We start from the raw sequence: 14,899 nt of genomic DNA on the forward strand, positions 1-14,899 counted from the left end.
AAATAACCCTTATTTAAATAACCTAAAATATCGTTTCGACTCACAATCATCTTATCCATTAATTTACAAGGCAAGCGTAATAATGCAGCAAGCGATTAACAAGTCCGAATTTATTAGTAATTTGAGTGCGAACTGTGACAATATGACTGATACAGTCGTCGATGATGCAGTACGCGAAATATTAACTTTGATGACGCATACCTTAGCCAATGATGGCCGAGTAGAGGTTCGTGGGTTTGGTAGTTTCTGTCTACACCATCGCCGTGCACGTCTAGGACGCAACCCTAAAACAGGGGAAAGCGTGCCAGTACCTGCTAAGGCTATTCCTCATTTTAAACCAGGAAAAGCACTACGTGAAGCGGTCAATGACACGGTTGCAACTAGCTAAATGTTGTCATAACTCATTTATTGAATAAGCATTTTTCATAGAATGGTTTGTCAGTCGCTCATATCACCTATTTATTCTGAATACATTAACGGCATTTCCAACTAAGGTAACCGTCTCATGCGCTTTTTACTGTTTGTATTACTGTTTCTGAGCTTTGCCTATGCGCTTGGTTTGGTATTGGCAAATAATACTGAAGTTGGTGTAAATTTACTGTTCTCGCAAGCGCCTACGATGAATCTAGGGCTGCTACTGATACTTTGTCTGATGCTGGGTATCGTTATTGGTATTTTGCTAGCACTGCTTATTTTCCGTGTTTTACAAAACAAGTGGGAAATTTCGCGTTTGCAAAAAGCAAAAACCAATCTACAAGAGCAACTCACACAAGCCAATATAGTCATCGATCGTCAAGCGAATTCGCCAACGGTAGAAGAAGCCGTTTATGGCTCTACGGCGACTAATGTACAGGATGGAGTGGATAGTGACTTAGATAACAGTGCTGCTCTTACTAAACATAAGCGAGACTAAACCATCTCGCAATGAATCTGCGGTTAAGTTAGATATACTTCTTTAATAACTCCGATACCAATATGGCTAAGTCATGAATAATATAATTAAGTCTCCAGTCGTCGTTGCTTTAGATAATATGACCATGGAAGCCTCTTTAGCGCTAGCGGATCAATTAGATCCAGCATTATGTCGATTAAAAGTAGGCAAAGAGCTTTTTACTCGCTGTGGCCCTGACATGGTCAAAGCACTGCATCAGCGTAATTTTGATGTGTTTTTAGATTTGAAATTTCATGATATTCCCAATACTACTGCGCAAGCAGTTTTGGCAGCGGCTGAACTCGGTGTATGGATGGTGAATGTCCATGCCAGTGCGGGTCTAGAAGCAATGTCATTAGCCAAGCAGCGGTTACTAGATAATGGTTTTGATACCTTGCTGATAGCGGTCACTGTATTGACCTCTATGGACAATGAAGCGCTGACGCAAACGGGCATTACTGACGGCCTGGATGCACACGTGAGTAGACTGGCGCAATTGACTAAGCAAGCTGGTCTTGATGGTGTGGTCTGCTCAGCTCAAGAAGCTAAGACGCTTAAAGCACTGTGTGGTCAAGATTTTAAACTCATTACTCCTGGTATTCGTCTACTAGAAGACAACGCTGATGACCAAAAACGCATTTGCACGCCTAAACAGGCACTCAGTGACGGTTCTGATTACTTAGTCATTGGGCGTTCAATCACACAGGCAGAAGACCCTGCTGCGAAATTGCAGAAGATACTACAAAGTATTTAGGCCACACCTTAATAACTTGTAATGCCTGAACGATCAAAAGACAGCCTAACTCGCTGTCTTTTTTGCTTTTTGCGGGTAGGTAAAAGGTGCTAAACTATTTGTGTTTATTCAATGATATTGGCTTATATGAAATTACAGATTTTGAGTGACTTACATATTGATAGTTATGCTCGTCAGTCACATCCGATAGGGCATATCCCTAAAACCGATGCAGATGTGGTGCTAGTAGCGGGAGATACTGCAAATAGTGATAATGGTATGCCATGGTTACAGGAGCAAGCTGCGCGTCTGCAAGTTCCTCTAATCACTATCGCAGGCAACCATGAGTACTTCAATGAAGATGTGCTGCACTTCGATAAGAAACTAGCGACTTGGGACAATTATCATATCGAGTCGAATGAAGGCGTTCGGGTTTTGCAGTGTCAGCATATGGATATTGGTGAAGTGCGAATCCTAGGCTGTACGTTGTGGACGGATTATCAGTATCAAGCCAATGAGGATACGATGGCAGCTGCTAGTCGCTTTATGCGTGATTACAAACAAATATATGCCGGTAGCGAGTTGTTTTCACCTGAGGTCTCTATGCAACTTCATGCTGAGCAGCGCCAATGGTTACAGCAAGCATTAATCACTGCTAATAAACTGGGTAAAAAAACCGTGGTGATGAGTCATCATAGTGTTAGCCCGTTATCGGTGTCTGAGAAGTATGCTAATTTGCCGAGTAACGCCGCTTTTATCAGTGATCTCTCCGGATGGATGCATGAGGAGTGGGCGCCGACACTCTGGGTACATGGACATACCCATGAAGCATTTGATTATCAGATTGGTAAGACGCGGGTGATTGTTAATCCACGTGCTTATCCAAATGAAGTAAGTAGTACAGCATTAGAGTTCTCATGGGATAGAGTGATTGATATCGGTTAGCGTGCATCTGTAGAGATACAGGTATTGTTAGCAATAATGTCATAGCAGTGTTAAGAGTGACCGCCCTATTTTTGAGCAGCTTTGGGTACAATCATTGGCGCCTATACGATGATTGTACTGATATTTTGTTCATTCCTACCAGAAAATCTGCTACGCTTGTTAGCATGAGTAAATATACAAATCACACTTTATCAAAATTATCCGCTGAACAGCTTGCGAGTCACACGCCAAGCGCACCAGCGCCTTCACACCTGCCTGATAGTATGATCTCGTCAGTCAGCTTATTACCCGAAAACAAGCGATTGATTTTGTTTACTAGGCACTCTCTACGCGAACGTTCTGATGGGAATGGTTTTGCCAGCTATCAGTTGCCACTGACACCTAAAGGTCGCGTGTTGGCAAAATCTTGGGGTCGTTGGTTGGCAGGACATCTGCCGTACTCCCTCAATGTCGATAGTATCTCAAGCCCTATAGGTCGCTGTATTGATACGGCGCAGCTGATGCAAGAAGGGGCAGGTCTACGACGAGGTATTGCACATCAATCACTGTTGGTTGAGCCTGGCAGCCTCGTTACTGAACCTGAAATAGCCAATCCAGTATTCAAAGAAATAGGTGTACTTAACTTCATCAATCGATTCTTACAAGGCAATCTTGAAGGCACCAAAAACGCCTATCAAGGTGGCCTAGATATATTATCGCTATTTTATCAACACCAGCCTGAGCATGGGCATCTTATGCTTGCCGTCAGTCATGATACGCTACTGTCTGCATTTTTAGCCGTGATGTTTGATGTGGTCGAGATTGATTGGAACGATTGGCCAAAAATGATGGAAGGGGTGTTTTTGTGGTTTGATGATATGCCATTTGAGCAAGCCAACGCGCATTTTGTCTGGCGTGGTGAGGTTTATACTCGTCCCATTCATACTCTGTTAGACGGCTACCGTGCTGCAGGGTATCACCCAAGCAAACTATTGCTACCGCCAGAAGTCAAATGGACATGATATCAGCATAGTCAGCGAACTGCTAAGGTGTTACTCTCCCTAGAGGTACTATATGTACAATCTGCGGTCGGCTGCCTTGTAGCTGTTTTAGATTTCTTTGACTATATAAGTTGAATCAGTGAGTTTTAAACAGGCATAAAAAAACCTTGCCCCAGTATTAGAACCAGTGACAAGGTTTTAGTCATTACACTATAAAGCGTAATGCGGTCTAAACGCGACCAATCTTAAGCTTGAAGGCCTTTGATTGTTTTGTTTAGGCGGCTCTTACGACGAGCAGCTTTATTCTTATGAATAATACCTTTGTCAGCCATACGATCAAGAACTGGTACCGCTTTTTTGTAAGCTTCGGTAGCCGCGTCATAATCTTTAGCTACGATAGCCGCATCAACACGTTTTAAGTAAGTACGAACCATAGAGCGTTGTGACGCAGAGTTCTGACGACGTTTGGTGTTTTGACGGGCGCGTTTACGAGCTTGTGCAGTATTAGCCACGCGTATCTCCTTGATAAAGACAGATAAAATATGAATGTTGATTGCAATAAAGGGTTTAAACAATCATCGGTGACGAGCAGCCTCTCGCCAAACATGATGTCGATGTCTTATATTAAAGTATCTAATATGAATAGAGCATCGCAAGCGCCAGAACTGTTTGGAATAATTAAACAGCGTTGACGTGTAAAGCCGGACATCTTAGCAAATTATTGCGCTTAGAACAATATATTTGATGATTAATGCCAAAAGAAGTTATGATATCACATGGGCTACTGATTTCTCTAGTGTCTATTAGGATTGTTGTTAAGCCATCTTTCAGTATTGTTAGTGGAGACATGATTTGGCTACACAGATGCGTCAGCTGATAAAACCTCTTACAATATATTCTATAGAATACCATCAGTTGTGTATTAAATTAGGTATGATACTAGACTTAAGATCTTTCACACGACAGACTTTCTTATAAAAATAAATTTTCCAACACTATATATAAATGGATCGGATATGCAGCGAAAAGCAATTGTAATTGGTGCGACAGGGCTGGTAGGGCAGTATCTGGTTAAGCAGCTTAGTGAGCTTTATGACACGTTAATTGTGATTGCACGGCGTCCGCCACGCTATATCAATGCGAGCATGCGTTTTTATCAAGTGAACGATTTTGATAATCTAACCGAGATTTTTGCCAGCGTTGGTGCTGATCGTAAGACGGATGCTTTTAGTTGTCTCGGTACGACTAAGAAGCAGGCTGGTAGTGACGAAGCTTTTCGAAAAGTCGACCACGACTACAATGTAACTTTTGCTAAGTTGTGTCAAGATAAAGGCGTCGAAAACTTCTTTTTGTTGTCTTCAATGAACGCCGATAGTGACAGTCGTTTTTTATATAATCGAGTCAAAGCGGAAACCGAGCAATCCATTATATCATTGGATTTTGCGCATCTAGTCGTTTTACGTCCTTCATTGCTATTAGGCAAACATAAAGGTCGCCCTCTTGAGAGCATTGGTCAAAAGGCTTTTAAGCTCATATCACAGCTTTTGTCAGAGTCATTACCACTACATCCTATTTCTGCTAAGCGTGTTGCTAGTGCAATGGCAATGAGTGCGCACGCCATCTATGAGAGTAACAAGTACCGTGCTGAGCCTACATTGAAAAAAATAGAAATCATTGAAAATAAGCAGATGCTTGCAATGACGAGAGTGAAAAATTAAGTAGTTAATGATTTATATATTTATTACAATACAAAGATTTAAAATAGCCTAAGCATTTATATAGATATTCGATAAAAATTGAGAGTAATGACTAGATAATCAAAAACAAGGAGCTTCACTATGCCGGAATCCATGCAGATGAATAGAGAAAATTTTGTGACTTGTGATTTATTGGATGCCAATCCTAAGTCGCAAGTATGTTTGCCAAATATTGAAGGCAAGTCATTTCACAACTTTGGTGGCAAAAACAAGTTTTGCGGTGAAATCGTAACAGTGAAGTGCTTTGAAGATAATAGCCGCGTCAAATCACTATTAAACAGTGACGGTAAAGACAAAGATGGGCATGGCAAGGTGCTGGTCGTCGATGGTGGCGGCTCAATGCGTTGCGCTCTTTTGGGTGATATGATTGCAGAATCAGCAATTGAGAATGGCTGGGCAGGAGTCATTATCTATGGTTGTGTCCGTGATGTGGATGACGTTGCACAGATGGATATTGGTGTTAAGGCGCTCGGTTGTATCCCACGTAAATCAAATCGTCGCGACGAAGGCCAAACAGATATCGAAATCAGCTTTGGTGATTTAACCTTGAACTCAGGAATGTTTGTTTATTCAGATAATAATGGCATTATCGCTAGTGATAAACCATTAGTTTAACAATAGCTCAATGATTACCAACTAAAAACCTCGGCTTGTAAGTTGAGGTTTTTTCATTTCACGACGATTTTATGTGGTAATGAGTATTTTTAAGGTCTTAATTGATCATTTACTAATTAGTAAAATTTTAAGTGACAAACCGTTACGGCATAAGTTTTGGTAATTGATGAAATATTCGTATAATAGCTATCTGACTCTTAACTTTGATCCTATTCTATATGCCTATCACTGCTTTGACTGACGCGTTTGACCCTATTAACCAGCAGCTATTCCCTATCCAGAATGCTCAGCGGCGTTGGCTAGCACCTGTGCATGGTGCTGTCAGCAGTTTGTGGTTAGCAAGCTTGGTACAGGGATCGATATGGGATGTGGCTGATCGTCTCAAGGTTGTTGTGACTCGTGACCAAAATCAGCTCAATCAAATAGAGACAGAGTTGGCATTTTGTGGCGTGGATGCCTACGTGTTCCCTGATTGGGAAACGTTGACTTATGACGAACTGTCACCGCATCAAGATATTGTGAGCGAGCGTATCAATCTGTTAACGGATATGCCGACATCGGGAGTCCTGCTGATTTCTGTACAGGCGCTGATGCACCGAGTAGCACCGCCAAGCTGGCTGATTGGGCAGCATTTTGATTTGAGTGTGGGTGATCAATTTGATATCAATACCCAACGCGGACTGCTAGCGAAAGCAGGTTACCGCGCCGTTGAAAACGTCTTTGAACCGGGTGAGTTTGCCGTACGTGGCAGTATTATTGATATTTTTGCGATGGGTCAGCCGTTTCCGCTGCGTCTCGATTTGTTTGATGATGAGATTGAAACCATTCGCTTCTTCAATCCACAGACTCAGCGCACTCTGACGGTCGATGACCTTAAGTCAATGATGAGTGGTAATGACAGTAGTATGGGCAAAGAGTCGTTGTCGCTACTGCACAAACTGCCAGATATCTCAAAACCTATTCAGCAGTTTCAAATCCTACCAGCAAAAGAATTTCCACTTGACGAAGGGCGTGAGACCTTCCGTACAAACTTTGCTACGATATTTCCTAATACGAGTAGCCGTAAGTTTGAACTGCATAAAGACGTAATGGCGGGTATTGCCAGCAGTGGACTTGAATATTATCAGCCATTGTTTTTTGATTTAAAAGACTGGGAAGCAGAGAGTAGTTTATTTGCCTACTTGCCAAGTAATGCGTTATTTATCACTGATGAATTGATTAACGAAAAACAGGCAGATTATTGGTCACAAATTCAGCGCCGCTATGAAGAGCGCCGTCATGATATTGATAAGCCTATCGTCGCCCCTGAGCTACTGTATCTATTGTCTAATAAGCTTAATGAACATCTCAACGATTATCCACGCGTTATTCTAAGCGCGCGCGATGAGCTAGCATTGATGACAGATGTTGCTGATGTGGATAATGAGGATTCATTATTAGAGCCTGCATCAAACAAACCACAGGGACTCGTGAGATTAAGTGCCCAGTCACCACCGCAGCTGGCGGTAAATCATCAAAAATCTGAACCTCTTGCTGAGCTATTAGAGTTCCTAGAGATACAAGAAAAAACGTCCACACCTGTATTAATCGTTGCTGAAACAGCTGGTCGTCGTGAGATTCTCATTGAGTTGTTTAAAGGCAAAGTTGATATCAAAGCCTATGATAGCTTTGAAGCGTTTCTAGTAGCCGATAAAACGAGTGGGATTGGCCAAAATAAATTACCACAGGTTGGTCTAACCGTTGCGCCTATTGAGCGCGGTGTTTATGTGCCTGAGCGTTTGGTGCTGATTAGTGAGACGCAATTATTTGGTCGGCAAGTACTGCAAACGCGCCGTCACCGTCAGAGCGGTGTGTCAGAGGAGTTTTTGGTCAAAAGTGTTACCGAAATAACTCAAGGTAGCCCTGTTGTCCATATTGAGCACGGTGTCGGGCGTTATAACGGCTTGATTACGTTAGACGTGGGTGACGGTGAGCAAGAGTTTATCCACCTGAAATATGATGGTGACGCCAGTATTTATGTTCCAGTCGCCAATTTACAAATGATTAATCGCTATAGTGGCGGTGATCCCGCACTTGCGCCACTGCACAAAATCGGTAGTGGTAAGTGGGATAAGGCTAAACAAAAAGCGTTGGAGCAAATCCATGACGTCGCGGCTGAGCTATTAAATATGCAGGCACGGCGCGAAGCTAAAGTAGGTATTCATTTTAAAATAGACTCGTCACAATATGATTTGTTTGCCAGTCAATTTACGTTTGAAGAAACGCCTGACCAAGCCAATGCCATCCATGCAGTGATGGAAGACATGAAGCAAAATCAGCCGATGGATCGTCTTATCTGCGGGGATGTTGGTTTTGGAAAAACAGAGGTCGCCATGCGTGCGGCTTTTATTGCCGTTAGCGCGGGCTACCAAGTGGCGGTACTAGTACCTACAACGTTATTGGCAGGTCAACATGAAGACAACTTCCGTGATCGATTTGCTGATTGGCCAGTACGTATCGAAACGCTATCGCGCTTCGGTGGCAAAAAGCATCAAGACACGGTATTAGCGGATTTGACCGCTGGCAAGGTCGATATCGTTATTGGTACGCATAAGTTACTACAACCTGATGTCAAATTTTCTAATCTGGGATTGATGATTGTCGATGAAGAGCATCGCTTTGGTGTGCGTCACAAAGAGCGTATTAAGGCCATTCAGACTGATGTAGACAGTATGTCTATGACAGCGACGCCTATCCCTAGAACGCTCAATATGGCGCTCTCAGGTATGCGTGATATGTCAATCATTGCTACCCCACCTGCACGACGCTTGGCGATTAAAACCTTTGTCATGCAAAAGACAGAAGCATTAATGAAAGAAGCTATTTTGCGTGAACTATTGCGCGGTGGTCAGGTGTATCTGCTGCACAATGATGTGGCTAGTATTGAGCGCATGGCAGAGACCATACGTGAGCTGGTTCCAGAGGCACGAGTAGGCGTGGCTCATGGACAGATGCAAGAGCGTCAGCTTGAACAAGTGATGCAGCAGTACTATCACAAAAAATTCAATGTGCTAGTATGCTCGACTATTATTGAAACTGGTATTGATGTGCCTAATGCCAATACTATTATCATTGAGCGTGCTGATAAATTTGGTCTAGCCCAATTGCATCAGCTACGTGGCCGCGTTGGTCGTAGCCATCATCAGGCGTACTGTTATTTGCTTGTACCGTCTATTAAAGGTCTAAAAGGCGATGCGAAACGCCGCCTGCATGCTATTGAACGTGCCAACACACTGGGCGCAGGTTTTATGCTGGCCAGTGAGGATTTAGAGATTCGCGGAGCAGGTGAGATACTGGGTAAGCAGCAAAGTGGTAATATGCAGGTAATTGGCTTTAGCTTATATATGGATATGCTAGAACGCGCGACGAAAGCGATTAAAGCAGGTAAACAGCCTGATTTAAGTACACCGCTGTCACTGACCAGTGAAATAAATCTACACAGCTCAGCATTGATACCAGAAGAGTACTTGCATGATGTACATCAGCGCTTATTGTTTTATAAACGCATTAGTAATGCCGATGATAAAGAAGCGCTAACGGATATTCGGACTGAAATGATTGACCGTTTTGGTATATTGCCGGATCAAACTAAGCAGCTCTTTGCCATTCATGGGTTACGTTTACAAGCAGAACCATTGAAGATTAACAAAATCGATGCCAATGGTAGTAGTATGACGCTAGAGTTTGCACCTGACACACCTGTCGATGCATTAGCAATTATTAAACTGATTCAAACAGATGGGCAGCGCTATCGTATGAATGGCGCGTCTGGCATCCGTTACCAAAATGCTGATAAACTTGAGACGCCTCAACAGCGTGTTACGGTCATTCAAGAGCTGTTGCGCTATTTTAGCGAGCATATGGTATCAGAGCCTGCTTAGCTTCATTCTGTAATGGCTATTTGCTATACAGGTGAATGAGAAGATTAGCCAAGTCGTTCACGCAGATAGTTTAAAGATAAAACGCCAAGGCAATGAGTCATGGCGCTATTTTATCGGATAGATAACTGATAAAATAATGAGACCATATTTTATTTACTCATATTTTAGCTTTCTATACTTTTGATTTCTTTTATTTGAGATCCATAACAAGAGAACCGTCATTATGTTCCAACTTCATCATAAACTTGCTGCCGATAGCTTTTTAGTGGGTGATTTTCCGCTATCGACTTGCCGTTTAATCAATGATTGCCAGTTTCCTTGGTTAATATTGGTGCCACGTGTATCAGGTATCAAAGAGCTATATGAGTTATCTGAAACAGACCAAGTACAGTTTTTACGTGAGTCGAGCTGGTTATCAAGCCAACTGGCCAAGACTTTCCAAGCAGATAAAATGAACGTAGCCGCATTGGGTAATCAAGTACCACAGTTGCACTTTCATCATATCGTACGTTATCAAAACGATATGCAGTGGCCAAACCCAGTATGGGGTGTTCCAGCCGTTCCTTATACCAAAGAAGTATTGGCACAAATGCAGCAGACTCTGATGATGGCGTTACGTGGACATCATCAAATGCCTTTTGATTGGCAAATGAAATAAAATCTTAATCCATAATTACATTAATAAAAATATACTAAGTTATTTAAAGTCTATTTTGCAGCAGTTAAAAAAAATCCAGATATTTATTATCTGGATTTTTTGTTTTTTAACTTCACTAATAAAGATCGTTATTTTAATTTAATTGGATATTAAGACAAGTTAAATGATAAGTGGTGTTCTTTTGGTTATGAGTGGCATGGGATTTATAACTTTTAAGAAGTATAATGTAGTATCAGACCGTACTTATGTCCAATTAGTCATAAAAATAGGTAATACACTTATACTCATGTCTCTTGGTTTCTCCTACAGCCTATTTTGTTTAAGCGAATGCTCATATGACTAATTTAGACAGATTGAGACCAGAGCTTCTGACAAAAGAGGAAGTATACGATAAGGTCGACTACCCAGAAGTTTTCGTATTAATACTCACCGTTATACTCCTCGCTTTACATTTTGATTTTAGACCCACTGCAATGGCGCTCCTTGTCATTGTTGGCCTGCCAAGTGTGCTAATTCTAATTTATAATTATGGTCGCCAAGCCAGCTTTTGGACCTCCAATATTGTCATTATTTTACTGTCTATGGTGATTGGATCGATACAGTTACATATGATTATTTCGCTCAGTCTAGCGGCATTAATAGGTCTTAGGATTATTGTTAGTAGCCCTGAAAATCGTATAAAATTGATCATTGTATCCGTAATAACGGTTATTATTTTTTATTATGTCAGTATTATTTTAAATATTCCCGCATTAGAAGGTTATGACGATTGGATAACACCTCTTATATTATTAGCCAGTATGATCGTTGTTTTATGTCGATTTGGGTGTTTTTATAGGAAGTATGTCCGTTATGAAGCTCACTCTCATCATGCGGTTGGGCGATTGAATAGTGCGGTTTCTGTTATCAATAAACTAACACGTTTTGTCCCATTGCAAGTTTGGGAGCCGATCGTAAGAGCAGATATCCCAGTGAACGTTTCTAACAAACGTGCCAAGCTGACTATTATGTTCTCAGATATTATTGGTTTTACTGAGTTGTCTGATAGCCTTAGCTCGGATAATTTGGCTGATATTTTGAACACCTATATGCATAGCATGACGTTAATTGCCAACAAACACGGTGCGGTGCTTGATAAGTTTGTTGGCGATGGCATGATATGCTTTTTCGGTGAGCCAAACAGTCAAGGTACGCGTCAAGATGCTTTGAGCTGTCTTGAGATGGCAATAGACATGCGGCGTGAAATGCGTACCTTGAGACAGAAATGGCGCCTTATGGGATTTGAGGGGCTATATATACGTATTGGTATTACGACAGGCTATTGCCATGTGGGCAATTTCGGTAGTAACAATCGTCTTAGTTATACATTGATTGGTAAAGAAGCCAATTTGGCAGCGAGACTAGAGTCTAGTGCTGGTAAAGATGAGATATTAATCAGTGAAAGTACTTATGACTATGTCTGTCATAATTATGAGTGTCAGCATGCTGGTGCATTTCATCTAAAAGGATTTGATAAGAAAGTACAAGCATGGCGAGTCTTTGATCCTGATATTAATAAAGCTTATTTATCAAAATGGGTTGATTACACATTACCTGGATTTAATTTGCATTTAAATTTTAAAGACATGAATCATAACGACTATCAAGATGTTAAAGCTCGGTTAAATTTTGCGCTTGGACGTATTGAGCAAGAAAACGAAAAAAATGAAAATGATATTAATGCAGAAAATAAACGCAATGATATAGGTAATAAGTAAGCTGCATTGACAAATAATAGTCTTTGAATATATATGTAAAAAAGCCAACGATCATAATGATCGTTGGCTTTTCATATGAAAATAAAAAAGAGCTTTCTACAAGTGCCTAATGATTTTCTTTGGCATGATTTAGGGTATATTTAGGCACTTCGATGGTTAAGTCTTCGTCCTCAACTATTACTTGGCAGGATAGACGTGAATCAGGCTCTAACCCCCAAGCACGATCTAGCAAGTCAGCTTCGATATCATCCATCTCTTCCAGACCATTAAAGCCTTTACGTACGACTACATGGCAAGTTGTACATGCTTTTGACATCTCACAAGCGTGCTCAATTTTAATGCCTTTCTCTACTAGTGCTTTGCATAAGTTACTACCGGCCTCTAGCTCGACTTCAGCGCCTTCAGGACAAATCTCGTGGTGGGGTAATACAGTAATCTTTGGCATAAATCGTCTTTCCGATGCTAATCAATTTAAAGAAATAAAAATATAATGGAGATGCTATTCAGCAAATATGCTACCAATCTTGGGCGCTCGTACCAGCCATACTGGTTTTGACGCTCTGATTCATAATACGGGCAGCAAAAGCATCACTATGGGGCTTGAGTTGTGATTGTTGTGCTTCAATAAGTGCTAAGTCATTAGTGCTCAGTACTTCTTGCATTAGTTGTATTTGATCAGCCAGTGATTGCTGCTCTTCAGAAGATAGCAAAGCTGCAAACTCATTAAGTGCCGATTGTAGTGCTAATATTTCACGTTCAGCCTCTACTTTGGTTTCGATTAAAGAGCGTGCATTTTTGTCTTCTTCTGCATGCTTAAATCCTGCAATCAGTAACTGCTCTTTTTGTTCGTCTGATAACCCATAAGAAGGCACAATTTCAATCTTACTTTCTGTTTTGGTTGTGGTCTCTTGCGCGCTGACCGTTAGCTGACCATTGGCATCAATACTAAAGGTAACCTCAATACGGGCAAACCCAGCCTTCATAGAAGGAATGCCATACAATTCAAAGCGTCCAAGTGAGCGGCAGTTATCGACAGTTTCACGTTCACCCTGTACAACATGGATTACCATGCCTGTCTGACCGTCTTGATAAGTTGTAAATACTTGACGTTTTTTAACAGGGATAGGCGTGTTACGTGGTATGAGCACTTCGACTAGGCCACCCATAGTCTCAAGACCAAGTGATAGCGGCGTCACATCTAGCAATAATAAGTTGTTGTCACTATCACCGTTGACCAGTTGATGCGCTGTCTGCGCCGCGCCTAAAGCGACTACTTCATCTGGGTTGAGGCGGCACAGCGGCTGTTTGGCAAAGAACTCAGTCACGACTTGCTGAATAGCAGGCATACGGGTTGAACCACCAACCAAGATAACTTCGTCCAAATCAGTACTAGAGAGTTTGGCATCACGTAGTACTTGATCGCAGACACTTAAAGTACGGCGGCTAACAGGTTCTACGATCGTCAGGATATCTGTACGGCTCAATACACCTTGATAAGACTGAGTATTGACGACAATGTCGATATCGACTTGTTCACTATCAGTCAGTGCCTGCTTATAAGCTTTGGCTTGTTGCGCAAGTATTGATTTGTCATGAAGACTGACATCTTTTGGATCGATATTCAATTGTTTGATAAGCCAATTGGTGATGAGGCGATCTATATCGTCACCACCTAGTGCACTGTTGCCACCAGTGGCTAGTACTTCAAAGACGCCGTCAGTCAGCTTTAAGATAGAGACATCAAACGTACCGCCACCCAAATCGTAAATTAGATAGTAGCTTTCTTTTTCGCTAGCTTCTGTGGCTTGATCGAGACCATAAGCGACAGCAGCAGCAGTTGGCTCGTTGAGTAAACGTAATACCTTGATGCCAGCTGCTTGAGCCGCATCTTTAGTCGCTTGACGCTGCGCTTCATCAAAATAAGCAGGTACGGTAATGACAGCACCTTCGATACTATCTTCAGGCAGTGCGCTTGCTGCACGTTGCTCAAGCGCCGCTAGTATACGGGCAGAAACCTCAACAGGAGATACTTCACCCTGGGCGGTGACAAAAGCCGGCATGTCATCTTTATTGCCACTCAATTCGTAAGGATGAGAAAATTTGATATCCGCTTGGCTACGACCCATAAAACGCTTAGCCGAGACGATCGTATTTTTTGGATCATCCGCTAAGTGGGCTAGGGCATCATAACCAACCAATGGCTTGCCAGTGCTTGGATAATAAACAACAGACGGTAACAAGGTATCAGTGCTGGTATTTGCTTCTAATACTTGCGCCTTGCCTGAACGTACCACAGCGACCAACGAGCGTGTGGTGCCAAGATCGATTCCTAAACCAAAACGATGCTGGTGAGGTTGGGCACTTTGATTGGGTTCGGCAATTTGCATTAAAGACATAAAATAACTCAAAGATAAAATGAATAAGTGAAATGGGGTAAGTGCAACATAGGCATTACGACAGTCTGATAATTATAGTCAAAATATTTATCAAGTAATACGGCGCGAACCTAGCGTGTTAACTAATACTGCTATATATGCTCGGTTGCCTTGTATCAATTCTAGACTGTCTCGACTATGTTCTCTACCATACAAATAGAGTCGTAC

The 14,899-nt window shown here is 41.9% G+C and carries 13 protein-coding genes; 10 read left to right on the forward strand and 3 right to left on the reverse strand.

Annotated elements, in window-relative coordinates; all coding sequences use genetic code 11:
* Window positions 1-82 precede the first annotated feature (82 nt).
* From I6E83_RS07250 to I6E83_RS07270, 5 genes are all read left to right on the forward strand, one after another.
* Window positions 83-388 (forward strand): integration host factor subunit beta, encoded by a 306-nt coding sequence (locus I6E83_RS07250; RefSeq protein WP_110922400.1) that lies wholly within the window; start codon window positions 83-85, stop codon window positions 386-388.
* Between the two features lie 117 nt (window positions 389-505).
* Window positions 506-913, forward strand: coding sequence for a lipopolysaccharide assembly protein LapA domain-containing protein (locus I6E83_RS07255; RefSeq protein ID WP_197100791.1), 408 nt, complete (start codon window positions 506-508; stop codon window positions 911-913).
* 73 nt (window positions 914-986) lie between these two features.
* Window positions 987-1,685, forward strand: a complete 699-nt coding sequence (gene pyrF / locus I6E83_RS07260) for an orotidine-5'-phosphate decarboxylase (RefSeq protein ID WP_197100792.1) — start codon at window positions 987-989, stop codon at window positions 1,683-1,685.
* A gap of 126 nt (window positions 1,686-1,811) precedes the next feature.
* Entirely contained in the window at window positions 1,812-2,609 is a 798-nt protein-coding gene (locus I6E83_RS07265; protein ID WP_227680861.1) for a metallophosphoesterase, read from the forward strand.
* Window positions 2,610-2,773: 164 nt separating this feature from the next.
* On the forward strand, window positions 2,774-3,610 hold the full coding sequence (locus I6E83_RS07270) for a histidine phosphatase family protein (protein WP_197100794.1): 837 nt from the start codon (window positions 2,774-2,776) through the stop codon (window positions 3,608-3,610).
* Window positions 3,611-3,834: 224 nt separating this feature from the next.
* Here I6E83_RS07270 and rpsT read toward each other — a convergent pair whose 3' ends face one another.
* Window positions 3,835-4,101 (reverse strand): 30S ribosomal protein S20, encoded by a 267-nt coding sequence (gene rpsT / locus I6E83_RS07275; RefSeq protein WP_110922405.1) that lies wholly within the window; start codon window positions 4,099-4,101, stop codon window positions 3,835-3,837.
* 504 nt (window positions 4,102-4,605) lie between these two features.
* Between rpsT and I6E83_RS07280 the strand changes: the two genes are divergently transcribed.
* The 5 genes from I6E83_RS07280 (at window position 4,606) to I6E83_RS07300 (ending at window position 12,296) form a co-directional block, all read left to right on the forward strand.
* Entirely contained in the window at window positions 4,606-5,307 is a 702-nt protein-coding gene (locus I6E83_RS07280) for an NAD-dependent epimerase/dehydratase family protein (RefSeq protein WP_197100796.1), read from the forward strand.
* 120 nt (window positions 5,308-5,427) lie between these two features.
* Window positions 5,428-5,961 (forward strand): ribonuclease E activity regulator RraA, encoded by a 534-nt coding sequence (gene rraA, locus I6E83_RS07285; protein WP_197100797.1) that lies wholly within the window; start codon window positions 5,428-5,430, stop codon window positions 5,959-5,961.
* Between the two features lie 218 nt (window positions 5,962-6,179).
* A complete protein-coding gene (gene mfd / locus I6E83_RS07290) occupies window positions 6,180-9,881 on the forward strand; it encodes a transcription-repair coupling factor (RefSeq protein ID WP_197100798.1) in 3,702 nt (1,233 codons plus the stop codon).
* Window positions 9,882-10,104: 223 nt separating this feature from the next.
* On the forward strand, window positions 10,105-10,539 hold the full coding sequence (locus I6E83_RS07295) for an HIT domain-containing protein (protein WP_110922409.1): 435 nt from the start codon (window positions 10,105-10,107) through the stop codon (window positions 10,537-10,539).
* Between the two features lie 473 nt (window positions 10,540-11,012).
* A complete protein-coding gene (locus I6E83_RS07300; protein ID WP_227680862.1) occupies window positions 11,013-12,296 on the forward strand; it encodes an adenylate/guanylate cyclase domain-containing protein in 1,284 nt (427 codons plus the stop codon).
* A 106-nt stretch (window positions 12,297-12,402) separates the two neighbouring features.
* Here the strand turns inward: I6E83_RS07300 and fdx are convergent, their stop codons facing one another.
* Both fdx and hscA read right to left on the reverse strand, forming a co-directional pair.
* Window positions 12,403-12,741 (reverse strand): ISC system 2Fe-2S type ferredoxin, encoded by a 339-nt coding sequence (fdx, locus tag I6E83_RS07305; protein ID WP_110922411.1) that lies wholly within the window; start codon window positions 12,739-12,741, stop codon window positions 12,403-12,405.
* 70 nt (window positions 12,742-12,811) lie between these two features.
* Window positions 12,812-14,692: a Fe-S protein assembly chaperone HscA gene (gene hscA / locus I6E83_RS07310; protein WP_197100800.1), complete on the reverse strand. Its 1,881-nt coding sequence runs from the start codon at window positions 14,690-14,692 to the stop codon at window positions 12,812-12,814.
* Window positions 14,693-14,899 lie beyond the last annotated feature (207 nt).

This window comes from Psychrobacter sp. SZ93C1, assembly GCF_015864635.1.
In the GTDB taxonomy this organism is placed as follows: Bacteria; Pseudomonadota; Gammaproteobacteria; order Pseudomonadales; family Moraxellaceae; genus Psychrobacter; species Psychrobacter fozii.

Coding starts and splice junctions, on each gene's coding strand:
- I6E83_RS07250 (WP_110922400.1), top strand. CDS start 83: ATGCAGCAAGCGATTAACAAGTCCGAATTTATTAGTAATTTGAGTGCG.
- I6E83_RS07255 (WP_197100791.1), top strand. CDS start 506: ATGCGCTTTTTACTGTTTGTATTACTGTTTCTGAGCTTTGCCTATGCG.
- pyrF (WP_197100792.1), top strand. CDS start 987: ATGAATAATATAATTAAGTCTCCAGTCGTCGTTGCTTTAGATAATATG.
- I6E83_RS07265 (WP_227680861.1), top strand. CDS start 1,812: ATGAAATTACAGATTTTGAGTGACTTACATATTGATAGTTATGCTCGT.
- I6E83_RS07270 (WP_197100794.1), top strand. CDS start 2,774: ATGAGTAAATATACAAATCACACTTTATCAAAATTATCCGCTGAACAG.
- I6E83_RS07280 (WP_197100796.1), top strand. CDS start 4,606: ATGCAGCGAAAAGCAATTGTAATTGGTGCGACAGGGCTGGTAGGGCAG.
- rraA (WP_197100797.1), top strand. CDS start 5,428: ATGCCGGAATCCATGCAGATGAATAGAGAAAATTTTGTGACTTGTGAT.
- mfd (WP_197100798.1), top strand. CDS start 6,180: ATGCCTATCACTGCTTTGACTGACGCGTTTGACCCTATTAACCAGCAG.
- I6E83_RS07295 (WP_110922409.1), top strand. CDS start 10,105: ATGTTCCAACTTCATCATAAACTTGCTGCCGATAGCTTTTTAGTGGGT.
- I6E83_RS07300 (WP_227680862.1), top strand. CDS start 11,013: ATGGCGCTCCTTGTCATTGTTGGCCTGCCAAGTGTGCTAATTCTAATT.
- fdx (WP_110922411.1), bottom strand. CDS start 12,741: ATGCCAAAGATTACTGTATTACCCCACCACGAGATTTGTCCTGAAGGC.
- hscA (WP_197100800.1), bottom strand. CDS start 14,692: ATGTCTTTAATGCAAATTGCCGAACCCAATCAAAGTGCCCAACCTCAC.